This window comes from Archangium minus, from assembly GCF_044360475.1.
In the GTDB taxonomy this organism is placed as follows: domain Bacteria; phylum Myxococcota; class Myxococcia; order Myxococcales; family Myxococcaceae; genus Archangium; species Archangium minus.
Window position 1 is genome coordinate 2,916,021 of sequence record NZ_CP043494.1, and the last position, 17,440, is coordinate 2,933,460.

Consider the following 17,440-nt stretch of genomic DNA (forward strand, 5'->3'; position numbering starts at 1 on the left):
GGAGCAGGCCATGCGGATCATGAAGCGGAGCTGGATGGCAGCGAGCTTGATGATGTGGGCCTTCGCCGCTCCGGTGCGCGCGAACGAGACTCTACCCCCGGCCAACACACCACCGGCGGCGTCGAGCGAAATCACCATGCCATCCTCGGGCGGCCTCAACGTCACCTCGAGCAATGGCCAATTCGAGGTGACGCTCAGAGGGCGTATCCAGGTGGACGGTGGCGCGTTCCACAACGACGCGCTGGGCACCAAGAACGTGAGTGGCACGGAGTTCCGGCGCGCGCGGCTGGGCGCCGCGGGGCGGGCGTTCGGCTGGCGCTACATGGTGGAAGTGGACTTCGCTGGAGATGGGGTGGAGGCTCAGGACCTGTGGATCGCCAGGACGCTAGGGCCGGGCCAGCTCACCATCGGCCAGTTCAAACCCGCCTTCTCCGTGGAGGACCAGACGAGCGACCTGTACGTCGTCATGCAGGAGCGCAGCTTCCTCGCGAGCACCCTGGCGCCCGGTTTCCAGATTGGCGTGGGATACGCGGGCGATGTCGGGGCCTTCACCTACGGGGCGGCGCTGTACAACCTGGATCGCAACAACGCGAGCCATGACCGGGGGTACGGAGGGTCCGGCCGGTTGACGTTCGCGCCCTGGCGCACGGAGGGGAGGGTGCTGCACGTGGGCGCGGCGGTGGCACTCGAGCACACGGACCTGATGGGCGATGGCAAGCAGCCCGGCGTCACGCTGCGGGTGCGCACGGCCGGCCACCTCGCCGATGGCTCCCGCTTCCTGCTCATGAGCCTCAATGACAACTCCCCCGTGAACAGTACCAAGGGCGTACTCGAGCTCGCTGGCGTCTACGGTCCTCTCTCCTTGCAGGCGGAGGTTGCCCAGGGGCGCTACGCGTGCCGGAGCGGGAAGGGCCGGCTCAACTCCTGGTACGTGCAGGTCAGCGGGTTCCTGACGGGCGAGAGCCGCGCCTACGACGCCGGGCGTGGCCGCTTCCAGCGCCTCACCCCGCGTGGTGGACTCGGTGCCGTGGAGCTCGCGGTCCGCTACGACGTGGCGCGTGGCCTGACAACGCTCGCGGATGGGGTGTCGAGCGGGACAGAGGTCCGTGCCGCGACAGGCGGGGTCAACTGGTACGTCAACGAGCGTGTCCGCCTCACGTTGAATGGCATCCTGGCCACGGTTGAGGACCCTCTCAATGCCACCGCGCTGGACGACACGCGCGCCGTGACGGCGCGGGTCCAGCTGGAGTTCTAGGGATCGTCCCTGCAAAAAGGGCGCATCGATGCATGCGTGGTATCGGTCGATACGCACTCTGACTTAGACGCGGTTCGTGCTTTCTCCCATAGTCGTCGGGCTTCGCTTGCCGCCTGGTCCGCGCCAGGTGGGTGGCAATGGAGTCCGTGGAAAGGAATGACACGTTGAACCCATTGACCCGGGAGTTGCCCCAGCGCGTATCCGACCGGATTCGCGACATCGTCGGCGAAAGAGGCATTCTGACCGACCCGGCGGATACCGCTCCCTATCTCTCCGATTGGCGTGGCGCCTACAAGGGCAAGGCGGCCCTGGTCGTTCGGCCCGCCAGCACGGCGGAAGTCTCGGGCGTTCTGGCCCTGTGCCACCAGGAAGGCATTCCGGTGGTCACCCAGGGAGGGAATACCGGCCTGTGCGGCGGCTCGATGCCTGATGCCTCGGGGCGGCAGATCGTCCTGTCCTTGAACCGCCTCAACCGCATTCGCAACATCGACGCCGCGAACGACACCCTGGTCGCCGAGGCCGGCTGCATCCTGGCCGATGTGCAGAACGCCGCGAGGGAAGTGGGCCGCTTGTTCCCCTTGTCCATGGGCTCCGAGGGGAGTTGCACCATCGGTGGCAACCTCGCCACCAATGCCGGCGGTATCGCCGTGCTGCGCTACGGCAACATGCGCGACCTGACTCTCGGCATCGAGGTCGTGTTGCCCGACGGGCGGATCTGGGACGGCCTGCGCGGCTTGCGCAAGGACAACACCGGCTACGACTTGAAACACCTCTTCATTGGTTCAGAGGGCTCGCTCGGGGTCATTACGGCCGCCGTGCTGAAGCTTTACCCCCTGCCCACCGAAAAGGCTGTCGCCTTCGCCGCCCTCCCTTCGCCCGAGGCGGCCATCGAGCTGTTCAAGCACCTCCGCTCCCTGTGCGGCCCCCGCCTGACCGGCTTCGAGCTGATGTCGCGCATGAGCCTGGACTTCGTGCTCCGGCATATGGCGGGCTGCACCGATCCGATGGCGGAGCCCCATCCCTGGTATCTGCTCATCGAGCTGACCGACTCCTCTCCGACCGCGAATCTCCGAGAGTTGATCGAGACCGGGCTCATGGGCCCCCTGGAGGACGGCCAGGTCCTGGATGCGGTGATTGCCGCCGATGAGGCACAGGCCGCCGCTTTGTGGAAGCTGCGCGAGGGGATCTCCGAGGCCCAGAACTTCGAAGGGCCGAGCATCAAGCACGACATCTCCGTGCCGGTCAGTTCCATTCCCGGCTTCATCGATAAGGCCTCTGCCGCCCTGTCCAATGAGATTCCTGGCATCCGGTTGGTCTGCTACGGCCATGTTGGCGATGGCAACCTGCACTTCAACCTGTCCAAGCCGCCGGACAGCGAGAATGCGGATTTCCGAGCCCAGGCAGGTCGCATCGGCCGGGTTGTCTATGACGTCGTCGCTCAATTCACGGGAAGCATCAGCGCCGAACACGGCCTCGGCCAATCCAAACGCCAGGACATCGTGCGTTACAAGAGCGACCTGGAGCTGGAGTTGATGCGCTCCATCAAGGGCCTGCTCGATCCCAAGGCCATCATGAATCCAGGAAAGGTCCTTCCCGACTGAATCCCCGAGAGTGAGTGTCTCAGCTCCACCTGCTACCCGCCGCGAAAGGAAATCACCTCATGAACATGCGTTCTCTGCTGTTCCTGCCGCTCCTCGCGCTCAGCGCCTGCTCCAGTGCTCGTGCATCCGAAGGGAATGACACCGCCGCACCCACCAAGCCCCGTCGGACGATCCTCTTTCAATTTGACGGCTTGCACTACCAGGCTCCGGAGAGGCTCCAGCTCCAGAACGTCCTCGCGCTCGCGGCTGAGGGCACACGGGTCGAAGAGGCCGTGGTGATCATTCCCTGGCACCCGACCACGGGCGAATACGGACGCTATCACCTGACCTCGCTGCCCAACCCGGTCACCATGTCGGGCACGGTGATGCTCACCGAGACCCCGAAGATGATTCAGCAGAGCTTTGGGGGCCGGTTCACCGCGCACATCGCCAACTCCAGAGCCTACCGTTCGCTGGATGCGGGCTTCACGTACTCCAAGCTCGATCCCAACCTCCGTGACGAGCACATCCTGGAAGAGGCCAAGCGCGTGCTGACCGAGGAGGATCCGGTGTTCATGCGCATCGTGTTCCAGGACACCAATGACCGAGGCGGTGCACCGGTTGCCCTCGCCAAGTCTGGAACGCCCTGGAAGAACAACCTCTACGCGGAGGGCTCGCCCTTCATCAAGGAGGCCCGTGAGGCGGATGCGCTCCTGGGCGAGTTCATCTCCTTCCTCAAGAGCAAGAACATGTGGGAGGACACGCTGTTCATCCTGCAAGCCGATGGGGCCTCGGTCTACGGCTGGCACCCCATTCAGTTCGAGGACTCCGAGCGGATTCCGCTGATCTTCCACGGGCCGGGAATCGCTCAGGGCAAGGTGATTCCCTACGCGGAGAACATCGACGTGACGGCGACCATCGCTGACTTCATGGGCGTGGAGCACCCCAATCCGGATGGTGGCAGCGGCCGGGTGCTGCGCGAGCTGGCGCCCGATGTCGACGCCCCCGCGGTCCCCAAGCTCATCAAGCGCTTCAACGCGGGGGTCCGCGAGTACAACCGGCTGCTCGCGCACCTGGTGAAGGAGAGCCCGAAGCACCCGCGCTTCGATGTTGCGCTCATGCAGCTCTACAACTCCTACAACGGGAAGAAGTTCTTCTACGGCGTCGACCGCATCATGGAGTGGAAGCAGACGGGGTCGCTGGAGAACCTGGTGTCCAACAACGACGCCACGCTGGAGTGCATCCGCGGATTGATCGCCGAGGAAGAGACGCCCGCCGGTCAGCAGCCCCCGGTGAAGGCGCCCGAGGGCTGCTGGTAGACTTTAACGCGCTCCGCCCTGGAGGATGTGAATTCCCAGCTCGACGAAGGGGCGGAGCATCTCCTCAGGGACGTCCGGTTCGGTCGCCAGATGCGTCAGCGCGGTGGCCGGACCGATGGAGAACGGCGCCGCGGTGCCGAGCTTCTCGCGAGAGGCAAGGCCGACGACGCGATCCGCGCGTTCGATCAACACCCGGCGCACCTCCACTTCCTCGTAGTAGGGGCCGCTGATGCCACTGGTGGCGTTGACACTCCAGACGCCGAGGAAGCATACGTCGGCGGTGATGCGCCGGTAGGTCTCGATGACGTTGGCTCCGACCGCCACCATGGCCCGCCGATCGAATGTGCCTCCCACCACGACGAGCTCGATGCCGGGATACCGGGCCAAGGCCGTGGCGACGGCCGGGCTGTGGGTGATGAACGTTCCGGTATGGTCTGGCGGCAGGGCATCGACGAGGTGCAGGGCCGTTGTTCCGCCATCCAGGATGACGACCTGTCCCGGCTCCAGCAGCGTCGCGGCGGCGCGTGCCGTGGCGATCTTCCCCGACACTCCCTGCTGCTCGCGCTCCGCGTACGTGGGCGCCACGGGAGAGCGCGCCACCGCCCCTCCATGCACCCGGCGCAGACGGCGTGCCTCTGCGAGCTCGTCCAGATCCCGGCGGATCGTATAGTCCGAGACCCCGAGCAGCGCGCTCAGCTCACCGGCGACCACACGCCCCTCGGAGCCGAGGATCTCGAGAATGCGGCGATGGCGTTCGTCCTTCAGCATCACCGACCCTCGAGGATGCCGTGCCGCTCGGCCCACTGCAGCAGCATGATGGTCTTCGCGTCCATGATCTCTCCGGTGTCTATCTTCCGCAGGGCCTCGGAGAGCGAGAGCTCGAGGACCTGGATGTCCTCGCCTTCGGACGCAAGCCCACCGCCGTCCGAGGCGCGATCGTTCCGAGTATAGGGCGCGGCGAAGAAGTGCAGGCGCTCGGTGACCGAGCCCGGGCTCATGAAGGACTCGAAGACGGGACGCACCTCGCCGATGCGCACCCCGGTCTCCTCTTCAGCCTCCCGGCGGATGGCCACATCGGGGTGGTCGCCATCGAGCAGGCCCGCGGGCGCCTCGATGAGCATTCCGTCAGGGTGGCCGTTGACGTAGGCCGGCAGACGGAACTGGCGGGTGAGCAGCACCGTCCCCCGCGACGCGTCATAGAGCAGGACGGTGGCCCCGTTCCCCCGGTCGTAGGCCTCGCGGCTCTGCTGACTCCAGGTGCCATCCGAGCGCCGGTAGTCGAACGTCACCTTGCGCAGGACGTACCAGTTGGAGGACAGGACCTGCACGTCAGTGATGCGCACGTCGTCGTTGCGCGAGGGCCCGGCTGACGGGTCGCGGAAGCCGCCCGGATCGCGAGTCACCGGGCGCGGCGGCGCCTCTCCCCCCACCGCGGGCAGCTCGTCGACTCCGTGGTACACCGCCTTGCCGTGGGCCCGGGCCAGGCTGACCATCTCGTCCGCCCCCGCCGAGGGCCCTCCGACGCGCAGCACGGCGTCACAGCGCGCGACGAGTCGGCGGGCGATGGGATGGAAGATCTCATTGAAGACGCTGTCTCCGACGGCCTTGCTCCCGGCTAGCTCAATGATTGGAAGGGCCAGGGCCTCGCCCGTGATGGGCAGGTGGCCCGCTCGGAAGACGGCGAGTGCTGCCTCGTTCATCACCCGCACGTTTGCGGCGAGCTTCGCGGGCTCATCCCCCGTTCCGGACCGGTAGGGGCCCGCCACGAGGACCATCTGGGGCGCAGGAGCTGTCATAGCTCGGGAAAAGTGCACGAAAGCCGGCGGTTTCGCAACAAAAAGAGCAGATACGCGCAGATTCGCACAAGGCGGGCATGACGGTGCCGTTCGCCTAACGCCCGGTCAGCGCGGCACGCAGCCACAGCCACCCCGCGCCCAGGCTGGGGGAGACCCTCAGCATCGTTCCGCGCACCTGCCGGAGCATCCCGCCCTTCAAGTCCTCCGCCATGGGCTCCAGCAGCGCCATCGCTTCAGACTTCAGCCCCTGCTGCGCCAATAGCCGCGCCAGGTCCAGTCTGGGCTCGAAGAGCGTGGGCTCCAGTGCGAGCGCCTCCTTGAGCAGGGTGATGGCCTCGCGTCGCTCGTTCTTGTTCCGCAGCAAGATCCGGCCTCGCAGGAGCATCCGCACCGCGTCCGCCCGGTGCCCCCGCGCGAGGTACATCTGCACCACCTGCTGCCAGAGGTTCACCTGGGTTGGGAACGTCTCTGCTGCCTGTGTGTAGACGGACAGCGCCTTGTCGGAGAAGCCCTTGTCCAGGTGGCTCTGCGCCGCGGTGCGGAAACTCCGGAGCGAAGCCTCGGGCTCGTTGACCCGAGCCAGCAGCGGCGCCAGCTTCCCGTGGACGACCGGATCCTTCGGCTCTGACTCCAGCGCCTTGCGGTAGCCAGCAATCGCCTTCTTGAGATTGCCTTTGGCACGGGCGCGATCGGCCTCAGCAATCAACTCCGAGCGCGAGGGTGGCTCTTTCTTTCCGAAGAGCATGGTGCAACCCATGGTACCGCAGCCCAGGGTCGCTTGTGTGCGTTGCCACGCGAGCGGAAATTCTCACTCTGGCTCCGCCCCATCCTGCTCGACGAGTTGCAGTCGGCGCACCACCGCGCCGGGAGGGAGGAGGGTTCCGGGGGACAGGACGGCATTGGCGCCGATGCGCGCGCCATCGCCGATCAGCGCACCGAATTTGGTGCAGCCCGTGCTGATCTTCTGTCCGTTGATGTGAACGCGGATGGTCTTGTCGGTCCGCTCGTTCCAGTGATTGGCAACCACGGCGCCGGCTTCCAGGTTGACACCCCGGCCGATGATGCTGTCGCCGACGAAGTTGAAGTGAGCGAGCACCGACTTGCTGGAGATGATGCTGGTCTTGAGCTCACACCCCGGGCCTACTGTGACCTGAGGGCCCAGGATGACGCCGCCGCGCAGGTAGGCATGGGCGGCGATGAAGCAGCCTTCGCGGATCAGCGCCGGTCCCTTGAGGATCGCCCCGTCTTCCACTCGGGCGGAGCGGTGGATGTAGACGCCTGCCCTGTCCTCGTAGTCCTTGAGGTCCAACTGCTGAAGGAACTGCGGAAGCGCCAGGGGCAGCTTCGCCACGATGTTCCAGGGCGCGGCGTCCAACGGGAGGAGCGGGAACTCTTCTCGAAGGTGGGGGACGTAGTTCGTCAGGAGGTACATGGCAGGAGCACACTGTACAAGGTCCGCTGGCCTACATGCTCGCCGGCTGAGCGTGCTCCTTGTGGGCGGACTTCCTCGACACCTGCGGGCGCGTGTCGAGTAAGCGGCGTCCCGCCGGGCATTGTTGGTTGTGCGTCACGCTCCTCAATGACAAATCTTAATAACAAATCATCGTGGTCGCCGATGAAGCGGCTCGACGGAGATTCCAAGGAGCAAAGTGATGCTAAGTGACGCACAGAAAGATGATCTGGCACGGATCCTTCGCCCAGTGGCTCCGCCGCGCGAGCTGGACAACGTCTATACGCAGGACCAGTTGCAGCGTTTGCTAGGGGTGGTGCGGAGCAGCGGGCCACACAAGCTGATCATCGCGCAGCATTTTGCCTCCGCCGAGGAGCTCATCGCGACCTCCGCGGGTGGCGTTCCGGAGGGCGTGACCCCGACGCTCGACATGTTCCTGTCGCCCACGTTCCGTAACTTCTACGCGAACTATTCGACCTGCCTCTTTCCTGAAATCAGTGACTGCTTCTACAACGACAAGTTCCTGGAGCTAGCGAAGAGCTACTGGGGAGCCAGGTATGCCAAGCCCCAGATGATGCTCTTCAATGTGAACGGCCCGTGCGGCAATACGGACCCTGGGCACCTGGACTCGCCCAGCTTCCGCGGCGTCCGCTACGAGAACTCGCCGACCTGGCTCTGCAGCGTCATGGGGAAGTCGGGGCTCTTCCGCGACTACCTCATCAAGATGGCCCAGGTCATCACCTGGTTCTCGTATGACCCCAGTAGCGGGTTCACCTATTGGCCCGACGGGCCGCGCGCGGCACCCAAGCGCCTGAAGCCGCCGATCTACAACCGCGGCGTTCTCGTGCAGAACGAGATGATGGTCCATCGCGGTGAGGCGAATGGGCCCGTTGAGCAGCAGTTCCCGGCGGGGCTGGACTTCTCCAGCGTGTTCGCCGGAGACCCCAGCAGTCGCGACCACTGGGTTGTGAAGACCGGTGACGCGGTGATCGCGCGCTACCATACGGACGAGCTGCGCTTCCTGGTCCACTGGTCGGCCGAGGTGTTCGAGGACTTCGCGGAGCTGAAGAAGAACATGGACCACACCGCGGACCTCACCTTCGATCAGGTCTTCGACACGCTGATCAAAGACGTACGTTCCAAGGGCATCCATGTCGAGACGCCTACGGATCCGCTGCATGATCCCGTGTTCATTCGTACCATCAACTCGGCGTACGACATCGGTCGTCCAACGATCTATCCGCCAGAGGCGCCAGTGTCGCGGCTTCGTACCGCGGCCTGAGTTCCCTCCGCGACTTGAACATGGCAGTGACGGCCTCAACCAGGAGAGTGTCTTGAGAAGTGCGTCGAACACGAAGTTCGGGTTTACGAAGCTCCTCGTCGACGACCTCGAGGCGTCAGCTGCCTTCTACAAGTCCGTGTGTGGCTTGGTGGAGACAGGGCGTGTGGATGCGGCCATCGCAGGCCGGAAGATTCGGGAGATCCTCTTTGCGCCCAGTCACGATGGGGGCGCGACGCTCGTCCTGCTGAAGTTCCTTGAAGCCCCAAAGCCAACGAACGACGAGGTCATCCTCGGGTTCATGACGGACGATATCGAGGCTTTCGTCGAGCGTGCGAAAGCCTCCGGCGGCGCAGTGGCTCAGCCTGCCTATACCGCCGCTGACCTCGGGTTGAAGGTGGCCTTTGTCACCGATGTAGAAGGCCACTTGATCGAAGTTGTCCAGCCGCTCTGACGGAGCTCCTGGGACGGCCCTTATAGCCCCTTTCAGCAGCGCTCTTCTGCCCCGCATGGGGACGGCGCGACGCGCTCGACACGGCCCCCCTCCGGCCCATAGGCCGCGGGTGTGCTGTTGCAACGTTCCGCTGCGAAAGGGGCGAGAGAGTGCCAACGGAAGCCAGGGTGATGGGGCAGGCTGAGGCTGCTCCAGCGCGACGGATCGTCACCATCGACGCCTTGCGCGGTTTCGTCATGCTGCTGATGCTCGTCGACCATGCGCGCGAGTTCTTCTACCTGCACGCGCAGGTCAGCGATCCCGTCAACGTGGCGACCACTCCGCCCAGCCTCTTCTTCACCCGACTCACCGCTCACCTGTGCGCGCCGGTGTTCGTCGCACTGACCGGGCTTTCGGCGTGGCTCTACGGTCAGCGCCGGGGCGGACGGCGGGCCGCCTCCGAATTCCTGCTGAAGCGTGGGCTGTTCCTCGTCCTGCTGGAACTCACGTTCGTCAATTTCGCCTGGACGTTCTCGCTCACCCCGCGGACCTATTTCCTCCAGGTCATCTGGGCCATTGGTCTGTCGATGATCGCGCTGGCTGGACTGTTGTGGCTGCCGAGGCCGGTGCTGATAGGCGTGGGCCTGGCCATCGTCTTTGGACACAACCTGCTGGATCCCATCGAGGTTGAGGCGGGGACACCGGGGGGCACCTTGTGGGCGATCCTCCACGATCGCAGCTTCATCGAGTTGCCCTGGGGCGCCCGCGCGCGCACGTCCTATCCCGTCCTCCCCTGGATCGGAGTCATCGCACTGGGCCATGGGCTGGGCCCTTGGTTCACCCGTCAGCTCAGCCCGGAGGCCCGCCGGTTCAGGTTGTACGCCCTGGGTCTGGCGGCGTTGACGCTCTTCGTCCTGCTGCGGTTGGCCAATGGGTATGGAGAGCCCGTTCCTTGGACGCAAGGCGCAACGCCGCTCTTCACCCTGATCTCGTTCCTGAACCTGACCAAGTATCCCCCCTCGCTGGATTTCCTGTTGCTGACGCTGGGGGTGGGGGCTCTGCTGCTCGCGGCGCTGGAGCGTCTGCCGTCAGGGCTCCAGACACTGCTCACCACCTTCGGCGCGGCCCCGCTGTTCTTCTATCTGGTCCACCTCTATCTGTTGCACAGCCTCAACAACGTGGCGCTTGCCCTCTTCGGTCCCAATCAGGGGTCGCTCTTCAGCGTGCCGAATGTTCTCTCGCTGTGGGTGCTGGCCGTGCTCGTTTCACTTCCGCTGTGGTTCGCCTGCCGCTGGTTCGTGGGAGTCAAGGCGCGGACCCAAAGCGCTTGGATGAGCTACCTGTGAAACGAGGGGCCTGAGGCACTTCGACCGCTAGAAGGTCGCCGTGGTGGAGACGTAGAAGGAGCGCCCGTCGGCGGGGTTGTAGAGGACGGCGCTTCCCTCAAAGTCCCGGTACCAGATGGAGGAGTAGTACCGAGTACCGAGCAGGTTCTTCACCTGGGCTGCCACCTGGAGCCAGGACGTCACCTCATAGGACACGTCCAGGTTGAGCGTCAGGTAGTCGCCGTACTGGCCCAGGGCGTTCTCCTTGTCCAGGTAGTAGTTCCCCTGCGCGTACATCCAGAGCGAGGTGCGCAGGGCAGGCACAGGCCGGTAGTCCACGCCCGCTTTGGCGCTGAAGTCCGGCACGTTGTTGAGCTCCTTGCCCTTGCGCTCGGGGAAGGCCGGCCCTGGCTCCACCTGCTCGGAGACGTGGCGACTGAAGGTTCCCCAGACGAGGAGCGGCTCCAGCGGCTGGAGGTTGAGCTCCACGTCGAAGCCCCGACGCATCGTCTGGCCCACGTTCTCCGAGTCGCCCGAGTTGTCGAACTTGAGCCGGACCTCGTTGCTCGCGTACTGCTGCCAGTAGGACACGCGCCCGGTGAGCCAGGAGAACGGGCTGCTCTTGTAACCCACCTCCCAGCCGTCGTTGAGGGAGGGGGCCAGGGGCTCGGCCTGGGTCTGGTAGGCGCCAATGCCCACCCCTGTCTGGAACGTGCGGCCGTAGTTGGCGTACAGGTTGTGGCCGTACAGCGGGGTGAAGATGGCGCTCAGCTTGGGCTGCCAGATGGGGCCGGCGTCGTTGATGCCATACTCCTTCGCCTTGAGCCGATCGTGGAAGTGGCCCGCCAGTCCGTCCACCCGCAGGGCGGCCACGAGCTTGAGCGTGTCCAGCGGCCAGGCCCGCGCCTGCAGGTACGAGCCGAAGGTGTGGAGACCGAAGGCCTGGTCGCGCACCGGGCGCTCGGCGCGCTCGCGCTCGCGGGTGAGGTAGCGCTGGTGGAGGTTGTCCTGGAACTGGTAGTCCACGCCCCACTCGACGGAGAAGCCCTCGAGGCCCAACTCATCGGTGCGCAGCGTGAGCACGGAGATGGCGCCGTACTGCTTCTCGTTCTCGATGCGCTCCTGCTGGCTGGACTCGGCGCTGAAGCGCACCCAGCGGTTGCGCCGGAAGCCCTGCCCGTAGGCCTTGAGGGACCAGGAGAGTGACGAGGAGAAGTCGTGGTCGAAGTGCAGGCTGGCGTGCAGGTTGCGCTGCTTGCCCCCGTCGCTGTTCGCGTAACCCACCGAGGCGATGGGGTCCAGGCGCGCCTCGTCGAGCGTGAGGTAGCCGGGGGCCTGGGCCTCCAGGTTCATGCCTCGGAGGATGAGCCCCACCCTCGAGCGCTCGTTGAGCGTGAGGAACCACTTGCCGGAGAGCGCCAGCCTGTCCAGGTCCGAGTTCGCTCGGTAGCCATTGGCGTGGCGGTACGCGGCGACGTACGTCTGGGCCAGCCGGCCGTTATCGAAGCCCGCCATCACCTGGGGCTCCAGCGTGCCGAAGCTACCGCCGAGCAGGCGCACCTTGCGCTCGTTGCCGCTGCGGCGGGTGTACACGTTGACGTTACCGGCCACGTTGTTGAGGCCGTAGCGCGGATCGTTCGTTCCCTTGACCACCTCCATGCGCTCGATCTCCAGCGGGAAGATCGCCTTGAGATCGCTCACACCGATATGGATGTTGCTGGGGATGCCGTCGATGAGCAGCTTGGTGTGGGCGGTGTCGCCCTGGGTGCTGAAGCCGCGGATGCCCAGCTCGGAGCCGATGACGCCCTGGTTGTAGGTGTCTACGTAGACGGCCGGAGCGCGCCGTAGCAGCTCCAGGGGCTCGTTGGCGTTCTCCTGCTCAAGCTGCTCTCGACCCAGGAGGTTGACGGAGGTGAGCACCTCGGCGCTGGAGAGCGGGCCCACGTTGCGGCCCTGCACCTCGACGACCTCGCCCAGCGAGAGGGAGGTGTCCTCGCTGCCCTCAGGAGGCAGCTCCCGGGAGGGCGTGGGGAAGGGTTGCTCGGGCTGGGGGGGCTCCGCCGACTGGGAGGCGGCGAGCGCCGGCCATACCAGCAGCAGTGTGGCCACGAGTGGGGATGGGGTTCTCCGACCGACCTTCTTCTGCACGACTGAATCCACGGGTGTCCTCGCGCGCCCTGCCTGAAGCGCGCGGAACCTAGGCCGGTAGGTTTCACCAATGCAATCACTTTTGCAAAGGAGTTGCGTCTACCTGAGCTCTGAGTGAGCCTTTCCGCGCGGAAGGGTTCTCCGCGCGGGGGCTCATGCAGGTGTGGCGCTGTTAGTAGCTGGTCTTCAGCCAGTTGCTCTTCGCCCAGGTCAGCTTCCCTGCTCCCGCCCCGTCGGCGGCCGTCAGCCGGTTCACGAGGGTCGACGGATCCTCCGGCGTATAGCCATAGGGCAGGGTGGTGAAGCCGTTCCAGGAGAAGGCCTTCACGGGAGCGGGCTCGGGAATGAGCGTGCTCCCGGAGGTCTCGCTGTCTCCGCGGAAGGTCACCCCATTCAGGGAGTCAATGGTGTCGATGGCGCGGATCTTCCCCGTATAGGTTGCATCCGAGGGGTCCGCCTGATTGTTCCGGAGCGGGGACTGAACATCGATGATGTGGGACTTCTCGAGCAGGACGGCTCCGCCTTCCGTGGAGATCGCGCCGTTGCTCGTCACGGTGAAGTGGTAGCCCTTGGACGAAATGGCCGAGGCAATGGCCGACGTGAGCTTCTTCTTGGACGCCCAGGCTCCCGCGCTATCCATGACGATGTTGTAGGCGTGCGCGTTGCCACCTCGCAGGCGGGGCATCCGGTCCTGGATGTTCTTGTAGTAGTTGTGATGCAGCGTGATGGTGAGCTTCGCATTGCCCGAGTCGAACTCCGTCGCGCCGACCAGGTGGCCCTTCTTCTGCGCGCCCGCGATCGCGATGATGTCCTCCTTGCTCAGACCCACCGCGCTGCTCCGCAGGTGGTTGTACATCGGGTAGGCGGACTTGTTCGCCTCCATCGCATTGATCTGCTGGGTCACCCAGCTGTTCGCGCTGCCGTCATCTCCCTTGAACGTGGACCATGAAATGGTCACACCCGTGGTTCCCTTCTTCGAGTCGACGAGGCCATCGTAGGCCTTGTTGAACGTGCAGTGGTCGATCCAGACCTTGTTGTCCTCTTCCAACGTCACGTAGTCCCAGTCGTTGGAGTCGTAGTCGCCCTTGGTCTTCTCGTCCCACTCCCACAGCTCATCGAACTCCAGGTTCCGGATGATCACGTTCGAGCTGCGCTTGATCGTGATGGCGACATGCTTGAGCTTGGCGCCGTTGGCGGAGAAGATGGTCAGCCCGTTGAAGCCGTCCACACTGATCTTGCTGACGCCCGTCGTCTTGAGCACGGGATGGGTCAGCGGCGCGTTGTGGGCCGAGAAGGGCGAGACCTTGGCCGCCGCGGGGAGCTCGTTCCAGCCCAGGTTGAGATCATTCATGATCTCCACGACCTTGACGCCAGAGCCCTTCTTCAGGGCGAGGGCGAGATCCGTTGCGGTGTAGACCTTCCTGTAGCGGGCGGTGTCCGACTCGCTGATCTGCCCTCCGCCGGTGTTGCCAGCGGCAAACCCCGTGAGGTTGTAGTCAGTGATTCCAGCGGCGTAGGTATTCGCGGTGGGAAGGACGGACAACGCCAGGCCCAGGAACATGGGCAGGCCGTTCAATCGCTTGAGCTGGATCTTCATGGAAACTCATCTCCATTCCGGAGCGAATTGCTCCTTGGAATGAATTCAATCTAACGATTGACGGTATCCAGAGCAATCGAGTTTCCGTGCTTAACCTGATTAGCGCTGATGTAAGGAGCAACGACGAACTCGCGAGCTTAAGACTCGCACTCCCGGTGATTTTGAATGACACATGGCTGTGAATGAATAGCGGCTGAAACCTCTCCTCATGAGCCATTTCTCATAGTGCTTGAAATGAGTTCGAGGAGGGGGGCCACCGGGTGGACGGTGGCTGGATGGTTTCTCGGTGGTGAAGAAAATGAAAATGAACCTGTATGCGACCGAGGGCTTCAACGTGAAGCCGGATTGCCCGTGCTGGCGTTGCGCAGCAGTGTCTCGGTATGCGTGAGCAGCTCGGGTCCGCCGGGAAGGCCATGGCCAGGTACCACCGTGCGCACGTTGGGGTGACGCTGGCGGACACGCTCAATGCTTTCGGGCCACGCAGACATCTCCGCGTCCGCCACATTGCCCAGGCTCTGCGCGCCAGCCTCCTTCACGAGGCAGCCCCCGAAGAGGACGCCGCTGTCGCGGTGCCACACCACGAGGTTGTCGCGTGCGTGCCCGGCCCCGGGGAAGAACAACGACAGCGGCCCCAGTTCCTGCGTGTCCGCGAGACGTTGAGCGGGCACGGGCAGTCCACGCTCGGCCGCGAGCCGCGCTGTCTCCGCGCGTGCGTACACGGGCAGACCCTGGGCCGCGAGCGCGGGAACGCCTCCGGTCCGGTCGACGTGGAAGTGCGTCACCACGGCGGCGCGCACGGGGCGGTGCAGTGTGTCCCGGGCCCAGGCGAGCAGGTGCTCTGCCTGCCGAGCATTCCATCCGGTGTCGACGAGGAGCGAGGACTCGCCGTCCTCGATGAGCAGTCCATTGGCGGGAGCCCGGCCCCAGTCCTCACCTGAGATCGTCTCGTGTAGCCAGACTCCGGGCGCGAGGCGTTGCACGCGCACGTCATTGGCCAGCCTGGCTTCATCCGAGGGGAGGGCTGGCCGTGCTTCGGTGGAAGGGGAGGGGGGCGAGGAAGCGCAGGCCGAGAGCAGAAGGAGCAGAGCGTAGGTTCGAAGAGTGAGCATGGGCGTTGAGGTGTGTGCTCACTGCTTGTAGTCGGCCTACCGGGGGTGTCCAAAAAATATTGTGCCTGGGCCTGTGCTCATGTCTGGATTTGGGACTCCTGTTGCTCATTCGGGCCCTCCAGCGGCAACTCGAGCGTGAAGGTCGCTCCCCGGCCAAGCCCAGCGCTCGTGCAAGTGAGGCGCCCGCTCATCTTGGTGGCTGCGAGCGCGCTGATGTGCAGCCCGAAGCCGTGCCCTGTCTTCTTCGTCGTGAATCCCTGGGAAAAGAGGCGCGCCAGGTTCTCCGGCGCGATGCCCACGCCATTGTCGGAGAACTCGATGATGAGCTGGTCTCCTCCGGTGCTGAGCCGGATGCGGATGCTCAGTCGTTTGTCCGGGGTGTTGCTTTCCATCAGCGCATGCTGGGCGTTGCTCAGCAGGTTGATGAGGATCTGCAGCAGGTTGTGTCGATCGACGAGGATGGGGGGAACCGGGTCATACTCCCGCACGATGTGAATGCCTTTGCGCTCGAACGACCCGGCGTGCAGGCGCAAGGCCTCTTCGATGAGCTGCGGCACCGGCAGCCGTTCCACCACCCCGGCGGCGCGCGCGTACTGCTGTTGCATGCTCACGATGGACTTGATGTGCTCGACGCTTGCGGTGAGCGAGCCTACCTCCTTGCGCATCGACTCCCGCTCCTTCTCCAACTCCTCTGAGAGGGCGAGGAGATAGCCCGGGAGCTGCTGTCCGCGCGGATCGGTGGTGAGGAAGGTGCCAGCGTCCGAGGCATGCTCATGCAGCAGGTTGGCGGCCTTGCGCAAGCCGGGCACTCTCGAATGGCGCAGTCGGTCGCTCAGCAGGCCGGCCGAGATGTTGACGCTGTTGAGGGTATTGCCCACGTTGTGCAGCACGCCGGTGGCGACCTCCGCCATGCCCGCGTAGCGGGAGACGTCCACCAGGCTGCGGTGCATTTCGGCCAACCTCGTCTCCGCCACCTTGCGCGCAGTGATGTCCCTCGAGAAGAGGGTCAGCCCTGTGACCTTCCCTTCGGTTCCGAGGATGGGGCTCAGCGAGACGTCCAGGACGAGGTTGCGCTCCCCTTGGGCTTGCTCCACCTCGAGCCGTGAGCGCTCTCCTGCGAGCGTCTTGTCGAACAGCGCGTACCAATGCTCCTGGAGCTCCGGAGTGTTCGGGAGGATGAACGGCTGCCCGGGGATGAGCTCTTGCCCTTGGAGTTCGAGATAGAGCCGGCGCATCGCCGCGTTGGCCGTGATGACGCGCTTCTCCGTGTCGAGCGAGCACACCAGGTCATCGGTGCTCTCGATGAGGCTGAGCAGCTTGCCTTCACTCTCACGAAGCGTTTTCAGCGTCCGCTCGAGCGCCTCCTGGGCTGAGTCTCGTGAGATGCTGTGCAGCATGCTCAGCACCCAGGCACCCAGCAGGGCCACGGCCGCGCTGCCGTGCATGACCATGAACTCCTGCGGGGTGACTTGACTGGAGTAGGTGGAGAGCTGCGCCCGGAAGAGAGGATGGGCAATTCCTATGGACACGGCGAGGAAGCACGTGATGAGGAATGACAAGCGTCGCCCCGCCAGGTACGCCGCGAAGGAGGGGATGAGCATGCTCGTGGCGTGCAGCCCTCCTTCGGGGTGAGCACTCAGGAAGATGGACACCACGTACCCCACCGCTGCGCACACGCACAGAAATGCCGCCGGAAGGGCCAGTGAGCGGGCCTTGCGTGCCAGCAGCAGCGTGCCGAGGTAGCACACGCCCGCGATGAGCGTGGAGACTTCGGCGGGCGTGAACGGCACGAGCAGCAGGTACAGCACGGAGCACGTCAACGCGAACAGGCAGGAGCCGATCAGCATCCGGTGCCGGTGGAGCTCGGAGGCTGGGGCCTTTCGCAGGTGCTCCGAGAGGAACCCATCCAACAAGGGCGTGAGCCAGGTGTGCAGCCCTCGTCGTCTGGCTCCCGGCTCCGGTACCTTGGATGCTCCGGGGGTTACGCGCTTCAGATCGGATGTGCTCGCCATGTTCATGTCGCGCTCGTCAGGAGGACGCTCCTGCAGCGAGCACGGCTCATGGCAAGTCTGTTCAAAAGCGGCTGGACTTTGAAGGGGAGGGGCCGAAAGGAGACGAGCGTGGGCCTCGAGTGAACCCGCAGCGCGCT

Annotated in this window: 14 protein-coding genes; 6 read left to right on the forward strand and 8 right to left on the reverse strand. The window is 64.9% G+C overall.

What is annotated here, in order from left to right; all coding sequences use genetic code 11:
• The first annotated feature begins 10 nt into the window (after positions 1 to 10).
• The 3 genes from F0U60_RS12025 (at position 11) to F0U60_RS12035 (ending at position 4,154) form a co-directional block, all read left to right on the forward strand.
• Positions 11 to 1,255: an OprO/OprP family phosphate-selective porin gene (locus F0U60_RS12025; protein WP_395818241.1), complete on the forward strand. Its 1,245-nt coding sequence runs from the start codon at positions 11 to 13 to the stop codon at positions 1,253 to 1,255.
• A gap of 137 nt (positions 1,256 to 1,392) precedes the next feature.
• The gene (locus F0U60_RS12030) at positions 1,393 to 2,856 is read left to right on the forward strand and encodes an FAD-binding oxidoreductase (protein WP_395818244.1); all 1,464 of its coding nucleotides are present in this window, start codon (positions 1,393 to 1,395) and stop codon (positions 2,854 to 2,856) included.
• Positions 2,857 to 2,915: 59 nt separating this feature from the next.
• Entirely contained in the window at positions 2,916 to 4,154 is a 1,239-nt protein-coding gene (locus tag F0U60_RS12035) for a sulfatase-like hydrolase/transferase (RefSeq protein ID WP_395818247.1), read from the forward strand.
• A 3-nt stretch (positions 4,155 to 4,157) separates the two neighbouring features.
• On the opposite strand, the gene F0U60_RS12040 is transcribed toward F0U60_RS12035, so the two are convergent.
• From F0U60_RS12040 to F0U60_RS12055, 4 genes are all read right to left on the reverse strand, one after another.
• Positions 4,158 to 4,922, reverse strand: a complete 765-nt coding sequence (locus F0U60_RS12040; protein ID WP_395818249.1) for a DeoR/GlpR family DNA-binding transcription regulator — start codon at positions 4,920 to 4,922, stop codon at positions 4,158 to 4,160.
• Positions 4,922 to 5,950 carry an NUDIX domain-containing protein gene (locus F0U60_RS12045; protein WP_395818251.1) on the reverse strand — a complete coding sequence of 343 codons (1,029 nt, stop codon included), beginning with the start codon at positions 5,948 to 5,950 and terminating at the stop codon, positions 4,922 to 4,924. Before F0U60_RS12045 ends, F0U60_RS12040 begins: the two co-directional genes overlap by 1 nt.
• Before the next feature lie 94 nt (positions 5,951 to 6,044).
• Positions 6,045 to 6,695, reverse strand: a complete 651-nt coding sequence (locus tag F0U60_RS12050) for a tetratricopeptide repeat protein (RefSeq protein WP_395818254.1) — start codon at positions 6,693 to 6,695, stop codon at positions 6,045 to 6,047.
• Between the two features lie 63 nt (positions 6,696 to 6,758).
• On the reverse strand, positions 6,759 to 7,382 hold the full coding sequence (locus tag F0U60_RS12055; RefSeq protein ID WP_395818257.1) for a hypothetical protein: 624 nt from the start codon (positions 7,380 to 7,382) through the stop codon (positions 6,759 to 6,761).
• 220 nt (positions 7,383 to 7,602) lie between these two features.
• Between F0U60_RS12055 and F0U60_RS12060 the strand changes: the two genes are divergently transcribed.
• From F0U60_RS12060 to F0U60_RS12070, 3 genes are all read left to right on the forward strand, one after another.
• A complete protein-coding gene (locus F0U60_RS12060; RefSeq protein ID WP_395818260.1) occupies positions 7,603 to 8,682 on the forward strand; it encodes a hypothetical protein in 1,080 nt (359 codons plus the stop codon).
• Between the two features lie 52 nt (positions 8,683 to 8,734).
• The gene (locus F0U60_RS12065) at positions 8,735 to 9,133 is read left to right on the forward strand and encodes a VOC family protein (protein ID WP_395818263.1); all 399 of its coding nucleotides are present in this window, start codon (positions 8,735 to 8,737) and stop codon (positions 9,131 to 9,133) included.
• A 170-nt stretch (positions 9,134 to 9,303) separates the two neighbouring features.
• Positions 9,304 to 10,458 carry a DUF1624 domain-containing protein gene (locus tag F0U60_RS12070; RefSeq protein WP_395818265.1) on the forward strand — a complete coding sequence of 385 codons (1,155 nt, stop codon included), beginning with the start codon at positions 9,304 to 9,306 and terminating at the stop codon, positions 10,456 to 10,458.
• Between the two features lie 27 nt (positions 10,459 to 10,485).
• Here the strand turns inward: F0U60_RS12070 and F0U60_RS12075 are convergent, their stop codons facing one another.
• From F0U60_RS12075 to F0U60_RS12090, 4 genes are all read right to left on the reverse strand, one after another.
• A complete protein-coding gene (locus F0U60_RS12075; protein ID WP_395818269.1) occupies positions 10,486 to 12,585 on the reverse strand; it encodes a TonB-dependent receptor in 2,100 nt (699 codons plus the stop codon).
• A 172-nt stretch (positions 12,586 to 12,757) separates the two neighbouring features.
• Positions 12,758 to 14,182: a hypothetical protein gene (locus F0U60_RS12080; RefSeq protein WP_395818271.1), complete on the reverse strand. Its 1,425-nt coding sequence runs from the start codon at positions 14,180 to 14,182 to the stop codon at positions 12,758 to 12,760.
• 329 nt (positions 14,183 to 14,511) lie between these two features.
• Positions 14,512 to 15,168: a subclass B1 metallo-beta-lactamase gene (gene bla / locus F0U60_RS12085; protein ID WP_395818274.1), complete on the reverse strand. Its 657-nt coding sequence runs from the start codon at positions 15,166 to 15,168 to the stop codon at positions 14,512 to 14,514.
• Between the two features lie 200 nt (positions 15,169 to 15,368).
• The gene (locus tag F0U60_RS12090; RefSeq protein WP_395818277.1) at positions 15,369 to 17,303 is read right to left on the reverse strand and encodes an ATP-binding protein; all 1,935 of its coding nucleotides are present in this window, start codon (positions 17,301 to 17,303) and stop codon (positions 15,369 to 15,371) included.
• Positions 17,304 to 17,440 lie beyond the last annotated feature (137 nt).